This window comes from Chryseobacterium paludis (genome assembly GCF_025403485.1).
GTDB classification, from domain to species: Bacteria; Bacteroidota; Bacteroidia; order Flavobacteriales; family Weeksellaceae; genus Chryseobacterium; species Chryseobacterium paludis.
In genome coordinates this window covers 3,350,210-3,368,007 of sequence record NZ_CP099966.1, presented here as the reverse complement: position 1 = coordinate 3,368,007, position 17,798 = coordinate 3,350,210, and the positions used below count along the sequence as shown (strand labels likewise).

17 protein-coding genes are annotated in these 17,798 nt (G+C 34.0%); 7 read left to right on the top strand and 10 right to left on the bottom strand.

Going from position 1 to position 17,798, the window contains the following annotated elements; genetic code table 11:
• Positions 1-71 precede the first annotated feature (71 nt).
• The 3 genes from NG806_RS15180 to NG806_RS15170 are packed head-to-tail and all read left to right on the top strand — an operon-like array spanning position 72 to position 1,958.
• Positions 72-833, top strand: coding sequence for an alpha/beta fold hydrolase (locus NG806_RS15180; RefSeq protein ID WP_214829619.1), 762 nt, complete (start codon positions 72-74; stop codon positions 831-833).
• A gap of 59 nt (positions 834-892) precedes the next feature.
• Complete coding sequence (yihA, locus tag NG806_RS15175) at positions 893-1,516, top strand: ribosome biogenesis GTP-binding protein YihA/YsxC (protein ID WP_261510443.1); 624 nt, start codon at positions 893-895, stop codon at positions 1,514-1,516.
• Positions 1,509-1,958, top strand: a complete 450-nt coding sequence (locus NG806_RS15170) for a GNAT family N-acetyltransferase (RefSeq protein ID WP_214829615.1) — start codon at positions 1,509-1,511, stop codon at positions 1,956-1,958. Before yihA ends, NG806_RS15170 begins: the two co-directional genes overlap by 8 nt.
• Positions 1,959-2,009: 51 nt before the next feature.
• Here NG806_RS15170 and NG806_RS15165 read toward each other — a convergent pair whose 3' ends face one another.
• The 9 genes from NG806_RS15165 to NG806_RS15125 all read right to left on the bottom strand — a co-directional run bounded on the left by NG806_RS15165 (position 2,010) and on the right by NG806_RS15125 (position 8,303).
• A complete protein-coding gene (locus NG806_RS15165; protein ID WP_261510440.1) occupies positions 2,010-2,897 on the bottom strand; it encodes a hypothetical protein in 888 nt (295 codons plus the stop codon).
• A 7-nt stretch (positions 2,898-2,904) separates the two neighbouring features.
• Positions 2,905-4,233, bottom strand: coding sequence for a beta-carotene 15,15'-monooxygenase (locus NG806_RS15160; protein WP_261510439.1), 1,329 nt, complete (start codon positions 4,231-4,233; stop codon positions 2,905-2,907).
• 5 nt (positions 4,234-4,238) lie between these two features.
• Entirely contained in the window at positions 4,239-4,646 is a 408-nt protein-coding gene (locus NG806_RS15155; protein ID WP_261510438.1) for a tellurite resistance TerB family protein, read from the bottom strand.
• A gap of 6 nt (positions 4,647-4,652) precedes the next feature.
• A complete protein-coding gene (locus NG806_RS15150; RefSeq protein WP_261510436.1) occupies positions 4,653-5,015 on the bottom strand; it encodes a DUF6804 family protein in 363 nt (120 codons plus the stop codon).
• A 17-nt stretch (positions 5,016-5,032) separates the two neighbouring features.
• On the bottom strand, positions 5,033-5,329 hold the full coding sequence (locus tag NG806_RS15145; protein ID WP_261510435.1) for a hypothetical protein: 297 nt from the start codon (positions 5,327-5,329) through the stop codon (positions 5,033-5,035).
• Between the two features lie 24 nt (positions 5,330-5,353).
• Positions 5,354-5,560, bottom strand: a complete 207-nt coding sequence (locus NG806_RS15140) for a hypothetical protein (protein ID WP_261510433.1) — start codon at positions 5,558-5,560, stop codon at positions 5,354-5,356.
• A gap of 135 nt (positions 5,561-5,695) precedes the next feature.
• Positions 5,696-6,361, bottom strand: a complete 666-nt coding sequence (locus tag NG806_RS15135; RefSeq protein ID WP_261510431.1) for a response regulator — start codon at positions 6,359-6,361, stop codon at positions 5,696-5,698.
• Positions 6,362-6,373: 12 nt separating this feature from the next.
• Positions 6,374-8,047 (bottom strand): tetratricopeptide repeat-containing sensor histidine kinase, encoded by a 1,674-nt coding sequence (locus NG806_RS15130; RefSeq protein ID WP_261510429.1) that lies wholly within the window; start codon positions 8,045-8,047, stop codon positions 6,374-6,376.
• A gap of 70 nt (positions 8,048-8,117) precedes the next feature.
• Positions 8,118-8,303 (bottom strand): hypothetical protein, encoded by a 186-nt coding sequence (locus NG806_RS15125; RefSeq protein ID WP_261510428.1) that lies wholly within the window; start codon positions 8,301-8,303, stop codon positions 8,118-8,120.
• A 382-nt stretch (positions 8,304-8,685) separates the two neighbouring features.
• On the opposite strand from NG806_RS15125, the gene NG806_RS15120 reads away from it, so the two are divergent.
• Both NG806_RS15120 and NG806_RS15115 read left to right on the top strand, forming a co-directional pair.
• The gene (locus NG806_RS15120) at positions 8,686-9,525 is read left to right on the top strand and encodes a hypothetical protein (protein WP_261510426.1); all 840 of its coding nucleotides are present in this window, start codon (positions 8,686-8,688) and stop codon (positions 9,523-9,525) included.
• Positions 9,526-9,601: 76 nt separating this feature from the next.
• Positions 9,602-11,398 carry a metallophosphoesterase gene (locus NG806_RS15115; RefSeq protein ID WP_261510424.1) on the top strand — a complete coding sequence of 599 codons (1,797 nt, stop codon included), beginning with the start codon at positions 9,602-9,604 and terminating at the stop codon, positions 11,396-11,398.
• Positions 11,399-11,541: 143 nt separating this feature from the next.
• Here the strand turns inward: NG806_RS15115 and NG806_RS15110 are convergent, their stop codons facing one another.
• Positions 11,542-12,609 (bottom strand): phosphatidylinositol-specific phospholipase C1-like protein, encoded by a 1,068-nt coding sequence (locus tag NG806_RS15110; RefSeq protein WP_214829573.1) that lies wholly within the window; start codon positions 12,607-12,609, stop codon positions 11,542-11,544.
• Positions 12,610-12,934: 325 nt separating this feature from the next.
• On the opposite strand from NG806_RS15110, the gene NG806_RS15105 reads away from it, so the two are divergent.
• Positions 12,935-15,979 (top strand): SusC/RagA family TonB-linked outer membrane protein, encoded by a 3,045-nt coding sequence (locus NG806_RS15105; RefSeq protein ID WP_214829571.1) that lies wholly within the window; start codon positions 12,935-12,937, stop codon positions 15,977-15,979.
• Between the two features lie 18 nt (positions 15,980-15,997).
• Entirely contained in the window at positions 15,998-17,764 is a 1,767-nt protein-coding gene (locus tag NG806_RS15100; protein ID WP_261510418.1) for a RagB/SusD family nutrient uptake outer membrane protein, read from the top strand.
• The last annotated feature ends 34 nt before the right edge of the window (positions 17,765-17,798 follow it).

Sequence of the window (17,798 nt, the reverse complement as noted above, 5' to 3'; positions counted from 1 at the left end):
CTTAAATTAGGAATATCAAAATATTTTTGAGGTTTAATTTGTATTTTTGCAAGGCTTTATTAAGGCGTTTTATGATATTTAGTACAAAAAAAGAAAAGAAATATACTTTTGTAGAAGCGGGAGAAGGACATCCATTGGTGCTGTTGCACGGTTTAATGGGTGGTTTGAGTAATTTCGATAAGATGGTGAATTTTTTTTCGGAGAAAGGATTTAAGGTATATGTACCTCAATTGCCAATCTATGATTTGCCGGTACTCAATACCAATCTTACTACTATAGCAAAATATATTATTAAGTTTATAGAGAGCCATATTTCCGAACCGGTAACGATTGTCGGAAATTCAATGGGCGGACATGTCGGGCTTATTTTAGCTTTGGCAAGGCCTGATCTTGTTAAAAATCTTGTTTTAACCGGAAGTTCTGGTTTGTATGAGAGAACATTCGGAGATAGTTTCCCAAGAAAAAGTGACCGACTCTATATAAGGAAGAAAACTGAAGAGGTTTTCTATGATCCAGCAGTAGCAACAGAAGATTTAGTAGATGAGGTATTCGGAGTGGTGAATGACAGAATGAAAGGGATAAAAACCGTAATGCTTGCAAGAAGTGCCATTAAACACAATATGTTGAATGATCTTCCAAAGATTTTAACACCAACATGTCTGATCTGGGGGAAGCAGGATAATGTGACTCCGCCAGAAGTGGCAGAAGACATGCATAAGTTCATTCCTAATTCAGATCTATTCTGGATTGACAAATGCGGCCACGCAGCAATGATGGAAAAACCAGATGAATTCAATGAAATTCTCTACAGCTGGTTAAAAGATAAAGTGTAAAATAACTTAAACCATTAAGAGCTATCTTAATGGTTTGTTTTTCTTAAAATAATTCAAAAATGGTAATTAAAACAGCAGAATTTGTAAAAAGTAGCGGGAAGTGGCAGGAATGCCCGGAACCGGATATTCCCGAATATGCTTTTATAGGAAGGTCAAACGTAGGAAAATCATCATTGATCAATGCAATGATGAATCATAAGGATCTGGCGAAAACTTCACAAACTCCGGGAAAGACACAGCTGATCAACCATTTTATAGTCAATGAAAGCTGGTATCTTACCGATTTACCGGGATATGGGTATGCTAAAGTTTCAAAAGTTCAGAGAAGAGATTTTGAGAAACTGATTAACAATTATATACTGAACAGAAGAAATCTGGTCAACCTTTTTGTTCTAGTTGATGCCAGGCACACTCCTCAAAAGATCGATCTGGAATTTATCCAATGGTGTGGTGAAAGCGGGGTTCCTTTTTCAATTGTTTTTACCAAAGCAGATAAGCTAAAGCCTAATGTTGTGATAAAAAATGTAGAAGACTACAAAGCTGAACTCCATAAGACCTGGGAAGATCTGCCAGAATTGTATATTACTTCTGCAGAAAAGAAAGAAGGGGGTGATAAAATTTTAGATTTCATCCAGAAGACCAATGAATTTTTAAAAAATAATAGCGTAAACTTTGATGAGTAATATAATCTGGAAAATTAAAACTTTCGATGAATTAACAGTTCCTGAGCTGTATAAGATTCTGAAAGCGCGTATTGATGTTTTTGTGATTGAGCAGAACTGTCCATATCCGGATCTGGATAACAATGATCAAAAAGGTATTCATATTTGGGCCGAAGAAGATGGAGAGATCCTTGCCTACTGTAGAGTCTTTAATAAAGGCGTAAAATATGACGAAACTTCTTTTGGAAGGGTATTAACAACAGAACAGGCAAGAGGAAAAAGCTTAGGCAAACAACTAATGAAGTATGCTATTGAAACGATAGAAAATCGCTTTCATACCTCTGAAATCAAAATTTCTGCACAAGATTATCTCATACGATTCTATTCAGAATTTGGTTTTGTAGATACTGGAAAGAAATATCTGGAGGACGATATTCCACATACGGAAATGATAAGAAAATAAAAAAGCGAAGATTTATCTTCGCTTTTTTTTGTGGTTATATGTTGAGTGTTTTTAGTTTTTACCCGTAATGGCTTTCAAGATAATAGGTTCAAGATTAGAAGGAAGATCAGCAGATTTGATCTGATAGTTTTTGATTTTCATTTCTTTGAACCAATTTTCCCAGTATTCTTTGATAATATCTGCTTCAAATGGATTTCCCTTAACAGGGTTGATTCCCAATACAATTACTTCCAGGTTTTCTAAATCATCATTTGCTTTAATGAAACCTAAGTTTCCATCTTGGATTTTTGTTTTGAAATCTGAGGAAGTGAGTTTTAAAGATTTTATTAATTCCGGTGTTACATAAGAAGTCTTCTTTCCTTCGGAAAATTTGGAGTCTTTATGATAAATATACCCATCAGTTAAAATGAAAAGAATGTTTCTATGGTTGTCTTTTATGCAATAATCATTTACCTTGTTTTTGAAGAACTCCCAGATATCTGATCCTACATATTGTTTGTCTTTAATTGCTGATTGATAAATTTGTAAAGGAAGCGTTGAATACTGGTTTTCTACAAGATTGATATTATCTTTAGTAGTGTTTTTATCAAATGACACTTTCAGTTTTTTAGTAAGATCATTCATTTTCGGATCGGATGGTTCTGGATTGAAGAAAACCTGCATTTGATCATCAAGCTGAATAACTTTTTTTCCTTTAATATGATCCAAAAAACCTTTGTCAATTGCTTTGATATATTCAACATCTCTCTGAAAGTATTCCATAGTAGGATTAGGATTTTTTTCAGGATCAATTCTATCAGAAAGATCGATCAGCACACTGATGTTTAGATTTTTAGATGAATTGTTTACCGGTGCAGATTGCACTAAAAGTTTCTCTTTAGGCTTTCCACATTGAATGAAAAGAAAAGAGGCTATTACTAAATAGAATATTTTTTTCATGGTTATTTTATAAAATGGACATATAAACTGAGTTCTGACTATCAGAGTTGGCTCCGACTTTCCTAAGGTTTTCATTGTACTTTTCCATACATTCGTCTACAAGTTTCTGAGAGTGAATTCTCTCATTAATATTAGTAATCCAGCCCTGCATATATTCTGAAGCATAGAGTTTGTAATCTTTTGTAGGAATAATGACCCCATCAATAATGTTTTGAAGTTCTTCAATCCTTCCTTTTGCTTTTGCAATCAGTTCCTTTATACTTCCTATATTATTTCTTATTTCTTCTTTTTGTTTTTTTAGATCTTCAATTCTTTCCTGATGAATAAGAATATCCTTTTGCCTTCTGGTTTGTTCATGTCTGATTTTATCTTTTTCTTTATGCTCTTTCATCACGAAATCGAAAACCAACCCCCAAATAATATAAACAATAAATCCCGCGAAAATAATTCCCCAAAACTGGTTCTTTGTAAATGCAATGGAAAGGTCAAAAGGAGGAGAGTTGAAGGTTCTGTTTAATTCATATAATTTAGATTCTATTTCGTAAGCCAAAATGGCATCAAAAACAAAAGTTATAATGAAAAGTAAAACTATCTTAGAGTAGTTAGCAATGCTTTTATTTTCACCAAACATATGGATCAAATATCCTAAACCTAAAAAAACAAATGGAATAAGAGTGACGAAGGCACCCTCAAGTGGTCCTTCATCCCAGGCTTTATTGAATGCTTGTGCATCCAAAACACTTTGAATAATATTACCATTTGCATCAAAGTTTTTAAAGAAAGCAGAATAAGAAGTTGAAATATAAAAAGTAAAAAGATACAGACTTATGGGAATAAGAATAATTAAGCCAATCCAGAATTTTGTAGACGCACCCTTTGTGGCTTTTACATTATACATTTCAGGGTTTCGTGGCAGATCATTGATCTCGAATTTTAGTTTTTCAATTTTATCCTGAACATTTTCGATATCGGCACCATTATTCTTTAATTGGTCCTCTTTGTTATCTGAAGAAACCGTAAGTCCCTTGATCTCAGTTTCTTTGTTCTTCTGCTCGTTGAGATAGGGTTCTTTTAATTTATTCTGTTTTTCAACGAGCTCTTTTTCCTCATTTTGGAATTTAGAATAAATGGCATCCAGGCAAATAGATAGGGCTGTATGGTTTCCATTGTTTCTGGTGCTGTCTCTGTAGCCGGTTTCATGGTAGGTTCTTTTTCTGCTTTCTTCAGTAGATTCACTATTCAAAGATTCTATTCTGGGTAGTTGATTCTGAGGATCCTCAAGGGGAATTGGTTTTAAACGAAAAAGATTTTTGATATTGTTTGTCATGGCATTCATAGTGGTTAGTTTTTTAGATCATTTAGAATATCATCTTTTGTTTTTCCCTGCTTTACAGCTTCGATGAAGTAATCAGCAATATCTTTTACATTTTCTTCCAGAAATCCGAACATTATAATGTATTTTTTCAATGCTGCGTATTCATTGGGAGAAACAACGCCGTCCGCCCATATCATTACCGTTAGATCATATAGATATTCAACCTTTTCATTAAGGGTTTCTGGAATTAATGATTTTGAATTAATTGGGTTCATAAGGATTTCATCCAGATTTTTTGGTGAAATACCTCTTTCTTCTGCTGATTTATAAAGCAATTTAAGCTCCGATGCACTAAAATCATCATCACAGATGGCCATTTGATATAACCTTAAAAAGTGGGCTTTAAGATTTTCAGGGATTTGTATTGTTTCCATAGTTTCTTATTTGATTATTCTATCTCGGGTTCGGGGAGTTTCAATGTGTCTTATATCAATTGTTTCAGATGGTTTTACTTTCTTTTTGGGGACCAACCTTAGGAAATAAATGAAAAGCAAGATCCCGACAATGATATCAATGATGATCCAATATGGCTTTAAATAAAGATAAATTGGCAGAAATGGATTAAAAAAGATAAAGATCAGCACAAAAGCGATAAACCAAAATCTTCTGCTTCTGAATTCATTGACGATAATAATCAACGCCATAAAAGAAACTAGTATCCGAAGGAAAGTATAGTATCCAATAGGTAAATCAATGATGCCAATGAAACAACAGAGCGCTGCAACAATGATGAGGTATTTCATGGTTGTTTTCTTGAAATTTAGTTGCAGCCAGAGCAGTAAGATCTGTCTACATATACCTTACTGCTTCCAGAATAGTAATAGCAGCCACCTCTTGGCCCAACATTTAAAGAATTACCATTGTACATACAACCTTTGCTTTTAGCATAAGTTCTTGAGCTTTTTCTACTTTTAGTGCTTCTGCTTTTCTTATACTTCTTCTTTGGTTTCTTTGTAGAAAACTCAGTCTTAGAAACTGCACTGTTTGCTGTTGCAGAGATATTTGCGGGTAATAATAAGCCTAAACCTAATAGGCTTGTAAAGATTAGTTTTTTCATGGTGATTGTTTTAATTAAAATTTCTTAACTGGTGTGACACTCGGTAGAGCAAGTTTTACAACCATTGGATTTTGTGTATTCTTTTTTTGCTTCTTTTACTGCGTCCTTGCATGAGGAGAACATTCCTAAATATTTTCTATTTAAAGTATCTGGCAGATACCGACAATCTTCATGATGTACTTCATGGTCACCATTGCTTTGAGCATTTTTGTTTACATAATACTTTTTCATAACTATTATTTATTTAATTGTTTAACATTCCAAAAGTATAAACCTTTAAAAACCAATCCTTACGGGAATCCGTAAAACGAAAAAACCTTTCAAAAAAATTGAAAGGTTTTAATGAGAAAGGTTAAAAAAATGTCTTTATATAATCCCCAGGTCTTTACAAAAAGCGACTAGCTGTTCATTACTGGTAACTTGCAAGTCTTCTTTTAAACTGTTTAGTTTTTTTTCAACACTGCTTAAACTATATGGTTTTATATCTTTCTCTTGAAGGTGTATCGGAATGTTTTTCTGTAAAATTCCTTTTGAGAGAAGTGAAACTAATGTGATATCATAAGCTGAAAACTCATAGCTATTCAGTTTTTTCATATCCTGTTTGAGGTCGAAGGGTAAATAATTTTCGTTAATGTAAACAGCAGCCATGGATTTTTTTAACTCCTTCGAATCATTTCTTGCTTTACGAACGTAGCCGTTAATATGATATTCTTTAAAAAGAGAATCTATAATTCCTGATTTATGCTCACCAGAAAAAACAATCACTTTTAGTGAAGGTTGGATTTCTCTTATTTTTTTTATTAATTCTTTCCCGTCTTTAATATTTTGTTTGTGATGGTCTTCCTCGAAAGAGAGGTCTGTAATTAACAAGTCATAAGGAATGTTTTCTCGAATAGATTTTTGAACCTTTGCTAATGCATCATCACAATAATATACATAATCAACATTTGGAATATTGAGATCTTCTAGTGTTTTTTGTACAGAAAAGCTACCCATTTCTTGATCTTCTGCAATTAAAATTTTTTTGAACATTTTTTTAAATTTTTAAGAAACAGGAAATGAAATAGTGATCTTCAATCCTTTTTCGGTTTTGGTGTCAAAAATAATTTCTCCATTGATCGTTTCTATACGGGAAACCGTAGAAGATAGACCATTTTTATAAATAATATCTCCTGGAATACCAATTCCATTGTCTGTGTAATAGATTGTGATGAGGTTATTCTCTTTTTCAAACTTCAAAATCACTCTCTCTGCCTGACTGTGTTTTTTCATGTTCACAAGCAATTCACGGATGATTTGATAAAGTTCATCTTGTTTTGATTTGTCTACATCTTTCCAGATGTTTTTATCATTTCCTGCGAGATAGGTCTTTACATTAGCATTGTTAAAAGAGCCAATAAGTTCAGAAATCCTTTCATTGAAATCTTTCTCTATATTTTTTGTATCCCCCTTTTCGTAAGAAATGTCTCTGGATTTTTCATACACAAATTCAAGCTCATCCAAAGCATCATTTTTGTTGAAATTTTCCTGATTTTCAATTTTGGTCATTACCTGGTAGATACCATTAGCAACTACGTCGTGTACTTTTTTTGAGATTTTAAGTTGTGTTTTTTTAATCTCAAGTTCTTTTTCTTGATTTAACCTCTTTTGCCGTCTGTTGTATAAAATAATGATGATGATGACGACAGTAATTAATGATCCTGAAAGTAAATATTGCCATAATAACTGAATTTCTTTTTGTGCATTTTGTGCTTCAGATCTTAGAAAATCAGCTCTATTCTTCTCGGTTTCATATCTTATTAAGGCAAATTGATTTTTTGATTTACTCCTTGCAATGTAAATGCTATCATTTAGTTTTTGATATAAAAGAAAATCTCGTTTCGAATTTTCGGGACTTTCAGAAATTACCAACTTCTGTAAAGCTTCAAGTTGGTCATCGGGACTTTTAAGTTGCTTAGAGATTTTGAACATTTTATTTGCAAAGAACAATGCAGAATCAAGCTTATTTTGTTTAATATAATAATCTGCGATATTAGCGTAGCTCGAATTTTGTCCCCAATAATCATTTTCTTCTAATCTGATGTTCAAAGATTTTTTTAATTCTGGAATAGGATCATATGCTGGATTTTGTAACCATTTAGTCTTGGCTAAATTTGTTAATGTTCGAGCGTACTCCATCTTATTTTTGCTGACATCTTTAAAAATATTATTATATATATTTAATGCTCCATCATAATCGTAAATATCTTGAAGAGCCCTGGCTTTATTATTTAAATAAATTCTAGTGTCTAAAATATTATTTGAAAGTTTAATTGCTAGATTATAAAATTTTAGGGCACTATCATATTCTTTCAAGTTGTAGGAAGCAATTCCTAAATTATTATAATTGGATTTTAGATATTCATTATTAGAAGATATTCTTGTATCAAAGTAATTTGTCGCTTCTAACGAAGTTTCTTGTGCTCCAAAATAATCTCCTTTTTCTGTTAAAATAATACCAATATTTATAAGGCTTTTACCGGCTCCAATACTATCCTGTTGCTTTAAATAAAAAGACTTGGCTTTATAAAAATATACTAATGCACTATCAGCTTCTCTATTGTCTTTAAATTCCCAGGCTTTCTCATAAAATGTATTTTGAGTTAATTTTGTTTGTTTATTCTTATTTTGAGAACAGGAGATAAAAAGTAATAGAACAAAAAGGTAATTAGTTTTCAAGGTAATTAGTTTTAACTAATTTAAAAAAAATAAGCGAAAGATCATTCCTTCGCTTATTAAAGATAATTATTTACCTTGGTGGCGTTTGCCCTGTATCTCCTCCTGTGTCTCCTTCTGATCCTCCTGGATCTACTCCCTCACCTGGATCACTACTGGTCAGTGTTGTGATTTGTGTTGGGTTGTTATGACATGCTGCTGTATTTACGTTATTATTTGGAAATGCTAAACCTAATAGCATTAATATAAACTGGATCATTTTTCAAAAAATTTAATGTTAAAGCATTCGTGTTCTTTCCTGCGAAACCGATCGCAGATAGTTTTACACGGTTAAAAAATTCGAAGCGCTTCTTAAATTTTTTGGGAAGTAGAACCTTCAAAAACGGAAGAGAAACATCTGCTTCCCAACCCGGAGTTTTCTTCCGTTTTATCTGGTGATTTAGAAATCAGTTTTGTATTTTTGTTTTTGTAATGTTTTGTTTGTCACTGATTTCTGAAGCAAAGATGCGACAAAGGGTGACGCATATATTAGACAAAACATAGACATCGATAGACAGAAAATGGACAAGAGGTTATTACGGAAATCCGTAATGCGACATGAGTGAAAATCATCTATTTTGTAATTACCTTAAAAACTAAATATGTCCAAAAGAAAACTACTAATTCATGAGGTATTCAAACAGGCAAGAGAAGAATCCGGAAAGGATACGAAAAACGGATTAGCTGCTTATTTGTGGTCTTATTTTGAAGATAAATTGGACTTTAAAATTTCAGACAAAACCTTTAGCAGATATTACGAAACTTTTATAGAAAAAGCGGGAGATACTAATATAGAGCCTCTTAAACAGGATAAATTAAGCCAATATATTGGATACAAAGACTTCGCAGACTTTTCCAGAACTTTTGTCAAGAAAGATGAAGCAGCAAATAAGACAACTGTAAAGATTAGTGTAGATAAAGACGAAGAGTCTCTCACAGAAAAGCTTTCGAATATTATCATTAATATTACCAATGAGCAACATTTTAAGATGCCAGAATTTATAAAACAAAATGGATTAGGGATCATGGAAATTATATTGGTTATTAGTCTTGTTACCGGAAATGTTGTTTTCTCAAATAGTGGAAAGGCAACCCCTCAAGGTTTTTTATCGGGTTTTGATTCTCAACCTGTAAAGGAATGTATGTATTGGGATGAAAATGAATATAAGTTGGCTGACTGTAAGGATAAGAATCCTTTACTTGATTTAAAACCTCTTAATTCAGATAGAATGAAGTTCTTTAAAAGGATTACACGGAAAGATACTCTGACGGTTGAGAATGCTTTAGGAAAAACCTGGTATTCAAAATATTATGGAGAAGTAGAGTTTTTTACTGGCGATGGAACGGATCCGAACAACGGAAGAGAACTTAGAAAATCAACACCATTTATTATTGACAAATATGCCGGTAAGCCAGAAGATTCATTACAAATAGAACAATAACATCTTTCACAATTATTTAATTTTCTATTAAAGCAATACCTAAAATAATCCCTTAATTTTCGGGTTATTTTTTACCATGTTTAAAAAAGGAATTTTCTCCACCTTAGTTTTTGCTTTCACTTGTTTATCTGCCCAGCAAAAGCCGGTGCAGATTGCTTTTCTTTCTGATGTGCATTTCCAGGATTTGTATGGGAGTTTTTCGGATAATGACTTTCAAGGAATTGTTAATCCTAAAACCGGAAAACCAACTATCCTTAGAACAATGGATTCTCAGTTGCATTCTACCAGAATTTTTAATGAAAATTATTTTGCTTTTTTAAAGGCTTTGGATGATATTGCGGCTAAAGGAATTAAGATCATTGCTATGCCCGGAGATTTCTCGGATGATGGACAGGCTTATAATTTACGTGGACTGCATCAGATTTTGGATCAATATCGTAAGAAATATGGAATTCATTTTTATTTAACCACTGGTAATCACGATCCGGTTGGTCCATTTCGTCAGGATGGTGGAAAGGATGATTTTTTGGCAGAAGACGGATCTCTGTTGGGGATTTACAGTAAAAAAGATTTAATAAAAACGAAGAATCACATTATTACTAAAGATATTGCTGAGTCTGGATATATTGAAATTTTGGACGAATTAAAAGATTTCGGATTTTATCCTGATAAAGAGAATATATATTGGAGTACTCCTTTTGATGATCATTCCTATTCCAATTATTCCTATTCTAACGCACAACATTATGCTGAATACTCAAATAGGATGTATGAAGTTTCCAAAGGTTTTTCAGTTCCGGATCTAAGCTATGTAGTGGAACCAATAAAAGGAGTCTGGATGATTGCGATTGATGGAAATACCTATATTCCTAAAGATCTTAATCATAACCCCAAAGATGCAGGTAATTACAAAGGAGCAAGTATTGGATATAATAATGTCCTGACCCATAAGCAGCATTTAATTCAATGGGTTAAACAGGTTGCTGCTGAAGCTAAAAAAAATAATAAAACATTAATTGCTTTTACACATTATCCAATGATCGATTTTAATGATGGGGCAACGAATGAAATCAAGACGCTTTTAGGTGAAAAGAAATGGCAGCTGGAAAGAGTTCCAGAAGAGGAAGTTGCAAAAGAATTCTTAGATGCAGGGTTGCAAATTCATTTTGCCGGACATATGCATATCAATGACACTGGGATACGAAAAGAGGGAGATAAAATGCTGGTGAATGTTCAGGTTCCTTCGTTAGCCGCTTATTTACCAAGCTATAAAGTTCTTACCATTCATTCTCAGAATAAAATGGAGGTTCAGACAGAAGTTTTAAATAATGTTCCCCGTTTTGACGAGCTATTTCCGTTGTATGAAAAAGAATATCAAGCATTGCAAAAAACTAAAAATACCATTCTATGGAATAGGGATATTCTGAAGACGAAATCCTATCATGATTTTATGCTATTCCATTTGAAAGAGCTGGTTCGCTTGCGAATGATTCCTGATGACTGGCCTAACGATTTTATTGAAAGGGGAAAACTTTTAAGCGGAAAAGACTTGTTTTTGCTTTCACAAAATTCAAAGACGGAATCGACCCAAAAGATAATTAATATTGATTCATTCCAGAAATGGGGTTTTGAAGACCTACTACTTGATCTGTATAAATTCCAATCTGCTGATGAACTAGCTAAGAAGGATATTCCAAAAGAAAGATTACAGCAGTATCGAACTTTGATTAAATCCTTTGAACTCAATAAGTCAAATGATACTTTTGTTGTACGATTGAAAGCCATTTTTAAAATTCTATCTTTGCTGTCTAATGGGGATCCGGCAGATCATTTTGAAATTGACTTAAAGGAGCAGAAGATAAAAAGGTTGTAGATGTTTTTAATTCTTGATGTTTCGCAGGTTTAGTGAATAAAGCCGTTTTTTTAAACATAATCATCGGTCAAATTATAGAAAAAGAAAAGCAACCTTATAATAAGACTGCCTTTCCCCTTTGATATGAATGAAAACGTGTGTAGTTATTGTCCGTTTATTGGATTTTTTCTTTCATAGGTGTTGTTTTCAAAACTGACCTTATAATTTGATTTGAACAATTTACTTGGCTGATAATAATCTGTAGAGATCACTTGTGCACCACTTTCTTTGGCTTTTTCAAACCGTGAGTAATCTTCACTTCGTGCTTCCATTGTATCAGCATCTGCTCTCGTGCGAATGATATAGCCTTGCTGTACCAGTTCGTTGATTTTTGGACTTGGATCGTTCATAAATAATACTGCTGATTCAGGAGTTCCAGGAGCCGAATTAGTGAAAATCATTCTCTCTTTTAATGAAGGATGGCCTTTTATATATAGATCTCTGTTTTCTCCATTGTTATCCATCACAAAAAGAAATTTTCCTTTGGCATCCTTTACTTTAGGCCAGTTCTTATGGAGAACAGCTTCATTTAAAGTTTTGTAAGAACCGCGGATATCATCTGGAGTTATGATTTTATTCTTTCCTAAATAATTTTTTAATTCATTGTCAAGATCGTCAAAGAGTTTTGATGTATAATGCTCAGGCTCGGTTCCAAATCTATTGGCTTTACCGTCTTTAGGTTCCAGTGTGATGAATATAGGGTCGTGATCTGGATGTGCATCAGACCATTTTTTCAGGTCTTTCAAACAATCCGCTAATGTATAATACCAGGTTTGATAATCGATATCTGTGATATGGATCATTTTATATCCCGGCTTTTTCATTTTTCCTTCCTGATCGAAAGGTTGCACTGTCTTTACCAGATCTAAAATTTTAGGATGAGCATACTTTCCGCCCTTGCTGTCAGCGTACACATCGATTTCAAGATTACGTAATCCTAAATCCAATTGCTTCGGTATTGCGATATGTTCATATTGAATTCTGGGTAAGGCATGTAAAGAATCTTTCTTAGCCAGGTAGGAATAAACCTCAGGAAGAATTGCTTTTTTATAGCTGTTATGTGAACCGATAACCTGGATTTCATTAATCTTTAGGTGATTTAAATCCTTAGTTTGTGACCATATTAAATGCAGTGGAGATAAGCAAAGAAGTACAGTAGAAATCTTTATCATTTTTGAATCAATTTTGTTATGGCGAAATTAACGAGTCGTTATTTGTTGTGGGTTACATATTATATTAATAATGTTTTAAGATTGTGTAAATAAGTCAAAATTCAGTGTTTGTAATTTACTGATAACTAGATGAATATTATTTTCTCATTTTGAGATATTTATATTTTGTTGATCTTAAGATAATATTATGTTAAAATAGTTTCTGAGGAAATCAATTTACTTTGTATGCCGAAAATAAGCTGTGTAAAGAGTAGATAAAAAACCACTGTTGCGGGAACAACAGCGGCTTTTTAATAAGCAATGTTTATTACAATTACTTAATGATATGTACCACAAAATTAATTTTTTTAAATTTAAAAAGCTAATTCCAATAGCATTAATCTTTCTGGTTGCCAATCAGGCTCATGCAGAAGGATTTACTAGAATTAGCCCTGTTTACTCGCAGGTGAATGAGACAATATCCGGAATCGTTCTGGATCAGGAGGGGTCAGCAATAGAAGGTGCAAAAATTACTGTTATAGAAACAGGAGCTACTGCTACATCTGATGCTTCGGGAAATTTTACTATTTCGGCCTCCATTGGGCAGACCTTATCCATTTCTTATGATGGATATGAAGTTCAAAAAACCAAAATTTCAAGCACTACTATTTCGGTTAATTTAAAATCTAAGAAGGGAGCTACTTCTATTGAAGAAGTTACTTTAGTAGGTTATGGTTCTCAGAAAAAATCAGATTTAACGGGTGCTGTAAGCCAGTTGAAAGCTGAAAATTTCAAAGAAGGAATGAATATTTCTGTTGATAACTTGATGCAGGGGAAAATTGCCGGTGTTCGTATTGTTCAATCGAGTGGGGAACCTGGAGCTGGTGTTAATGTTTCTATCAGGGGTATTGGATCCATCAGAAGTGGAAGTACACCTTTATTCGTTGTAGATGGTGTTCCTTTAAGTAATGATGCGGTAAGCGCAGCAAGTCCGAACGTTGGTTTAGGAAATGCTGGGGCAAAAAATCCGTTGAACTTTTTAAATACCAGTGATATTGAATCAATTACTGTTTTGAAAGATGCTTCTGCTGCGGCTATTTACGGGGCGAGAGGTTCAAATGGTGTTGTTTTGGTAACCACAAAAAGAGGAAAAAAGGGTGAGCCCATGTTTACGTATGATACGTATTTAGGTTTTTCTTCTGTTATAAAGAAATTGGACCTGTTAACAGCGGATCAATATAGAGGCGCGGGAATCAATAAATTGTATGACCATGGTGGAAATACAGACTGGCAGGATGAAATTTACAGAAATGCAGTTTCATCAAATCACTCGGTTTCATTCTCAAAAGCTACGGAAACAGGGAACTATTTTGCATCCATTTCTCACATGGACCAAGATGGTATTGTGCTGAATAGTAGTTTCAAAAGAACGACAGCCCGTTTGAATGCAGAAGAATCTTTTTTTGATAATAAAAGATTAAAGGTTAAAGTAAATCTTACGGCGAGTGACATCAGGGAAACGGGAATTCCGAACGGTGGAAATGCAGGATCTGATGGTCAGGTGATTATCCATGCTTTGATGGCAAATCCCACACGCTCTGTGTATGATGAAAACGGAAATTACACCAACTTCAATATGAACGCCCACTATAATCCTTTGTATTTATTGAGTGTTTATAATGATAAAACCAATACATTCAGAGTGTTGGGGAATACGGAAGCTACATTGAGAATTTTACCGGGATTAAATTATAAATTCAATTTAGGGATTGATAAGACAATGTCGGAAAGAAATACAACCATGTATCCGAACGTTACCGACAGAACACCAAAAGGAATGTATGTTCAGGCCAATCTTGACTCTTATAATGTGCTTTTGGAACATTATTTAACCTATGATTTTAGTTTAAACAAGAATAATTTTAGTGTGTTAGGTGGTTTTTCTTATCAAAAATTCAAATCTACAGGCACTTATTTTGGAGTAAAAGATATTGCAGCTCAGGGAGCTGGAATTGCTCCGGAAATTAATCCGGGATATTCGGGAACAGCATTCGTTCCGGGAGCGGGCTATGCTCAGGAGAATGAATTACAGTCGTATTTCGGCAGAGTAAATTACAATTTTGATAAAAAATATTTACTGACTGCTTCATTAAGAGCCGATGGTTCTACACGTTTCGGAAAGAACAACAAATACGGATATTTCCCTTCCGTAGCTGTGGGTTGGACGATGTCTAATGAAAATTTCTTAAAAGATTCTCAATTCATTAACGAATTAAAATTAAGAGGAAGTTGGGGACAAACCGGTAACCAAGAAGTTCCGAACAAAATTACACAGGCGAGCTCTTCGTTGACACAGGCTGCAGGGTATTATTTATATCCAAATTTAGATTTGATCAACGGCGTTTCGATAAACAGAACTGTAAATCCTGATCTGAAATGGGAGGTCGTAGAGCAAACCAATATTGGTGCAGATTTCAGTTTATTGAAAAATAAATTATATGGATCATTGGAATATTACAACAAAACAACAAAAGATCCTATCTTAAATATTCCTTCAAGACCATTAAGCCCAACAAGTACAGTATGGAAAAATGTTGATGCACAGATCGTTAATAAAGGTTTTGAATTCTCTTTAGGTTCAGAAATTATTAAAAATGAAAATTTCACATGGAATTTTGATGTCAATGGAGCAACAGTAAATAATGTTGTAAAAGATCTTCCTGTTTCCGCAATTTATTCGGGAGAGGTTTCTGGTCCAGGACTTTCTGGAGTTACTGCCAATATCTATAAAAATGGATATGAAGCAGGATCTTTTTATATGTACAATTATTTAGGGGTTGATGCCAACGGAAAATATATCTATGAAGATATTAATGCAGATGGAAGAATTGATCAGAATGACAGAAAGATTTTCGAAGGAGCTATTCCGAATTTCACTTTCGGGATCAATTCTTACATGAAATATAAGAAGTTTGATTTTTCTTTCTCTTTCATCGGACAAACAGGAGGTTATCTGGTAAATAATACGGCGTTGGATTTAAATATCAACAACTTAGCTTCAGACAGAAACGTTCTGAAAAACTTCTACGATTCGGGAGCTAACTTCACGAACCAGCCGCAATTATCTTCTTTATATCTTGAGAAGTCAGACTTTCTTCGTCTGAACAATGTAAGATTAGGATATACTTTTGATATAAATCAATTAAAATTCCTGAGAAGTATCAATCTTTATATAAGCGCGCAGAATTTATTTACAATTACCAGCTATACAGGTTATGATCCACTTGTTGATACAAACAAACAGGTGGGAGGAAACCAGTCTTTGGGAATTGACTATACAACGTATCCGTCTGCGAAAACGTTCATTTTGGGAGCAACTGTTAAATTTTAATTTAAGTTAAAAGAAATCATGAAATCTAAATTTTTAAATATTAATAAAATTGTTTTATCCATTGGTGTACTGGCTTTAGTTGGATGTACAAATCTGGATGAACAAGTGATTGATGAGGTTTTGGGATCTGAAGTTGCAGATTCTGAAGCTGCTTTGGCTGCTGCTTATAGCCAGCTTGGGGAAGGAACTTTTGTAGACCATGGAAGTGTTTTTGCTTTGCAGGAATATTCTACTGACGAAGCACTGTTACCAACAAGAGGAAGTGACTGGGGCGATGGTGGAAAATGGAGAGCGATGCACGAATTCACGTGGGATGCCAATAGTGATGTTGTAAAAACAACCTGGAATCAATTGAATTTCGGAATTACAAAGTCTTTAACGGCCATATCAAGTGCCAGCAAAAGTACCGGAGCGAATAAAGCATTATTTTTAGCAGAAGCAAAAGGTTTATTGGCGTATTACACCTATACAACGATTGATTTGTTTGGGCAGGCACCATACAGGGATCCGGATAATATCAATGCTCCAATTCAGATCAGAAAGGCAGAAACGACCATTGATGCTTTAATTACTGAAGTGGAGGGCCTTATTCCCAATTTAGCGGATATTAATACTCAAAATACACATGCAGGAAGATTTACAAAACAGGCAGCTTATGCACTTTTGGCAGATATGTATCTCAACAGAGCTGTTTTGAAGAATAGAACGACAAGTAATTTTACCTTTTTGGAACCATCTGTAAATGGCGGCGGAAATGATATGGATAAAGTGATTGAATATTCTAATTTGCTAATCAATAATCCGAACTTCAGTTTAGAGTCTAATTATTTCCACAATTTTGATATCAATAATAATACGAGTAAGGAAATGATCTTTACGATCGTTCAGAAGAAAATTGCGAATTCAGATAAAGGTTCAGACAATGACTTAGCTTACATGTCAATGGAGAGAATTCAGAAACCTTCACCTGATAATAGAGGAACAAACGCAAATTGTGTCACTCCGGAATTTTATTATTCATGGAATGGAAATCATGATGACCCTCGTTTCCAGAGAACCTATCAGTATGAAGACGGAACATGGTTCAGAAACGACGGAACAGACGTAAGCGTACCATCAACAAGTAAAGTGGAAGGAACAGGAAAACCTTGGTTCCATTTCAACAGGGGGTTGCAGGTTGGCCAACAATATGGTCCGAAAATTCTTGCGAATGGAAATTTCGATATGACTGCTGATGGAAGAATTAAAGTATTTAAATTATTTACTGAAAAAAACACAACATTAGCAGCAGATTTCACTCCGGAATTGAACTTTGACAGCCCTTCAGAATCGGTATTTACTCAGGCTCAGATCAACAGGGGGGTAAGGGTTTTCAAGTTTGAATTTGATCCTGGTTACGGAAACAACGGAACAAGTGGAATGGATGTGCCGTTGTACAGATTAGGTACGATCTATATGATGAGAGCGGAGGCATATTTCAGAAAATCAAATGTTAGTGCTGCTTTGGCTGATGTTAATATACTGAGAACAAGCAGAACGAATGACGCTTTAAAAGGAAATACACCTGGTGTTAAGATTGCTTCTTTGGATGCGGATACATTATTAAGAGAATCTGGATTTGAATTGTATTGGGAAATGTACAGAAGAAAGGCGATGATCAGATTCGGTAAGTTTGATTTGCCGGGAACTGCAAAACCCGCTTCACAACCTTACAGAAGAATTTTCCCGATTCCTCAGGCAACGCTTGATGCTTCGGCAGACTTCACACAAAATCAAGGATATTAAGTTTCTTCATATCAGATTATTTTTAAGCAAAAAA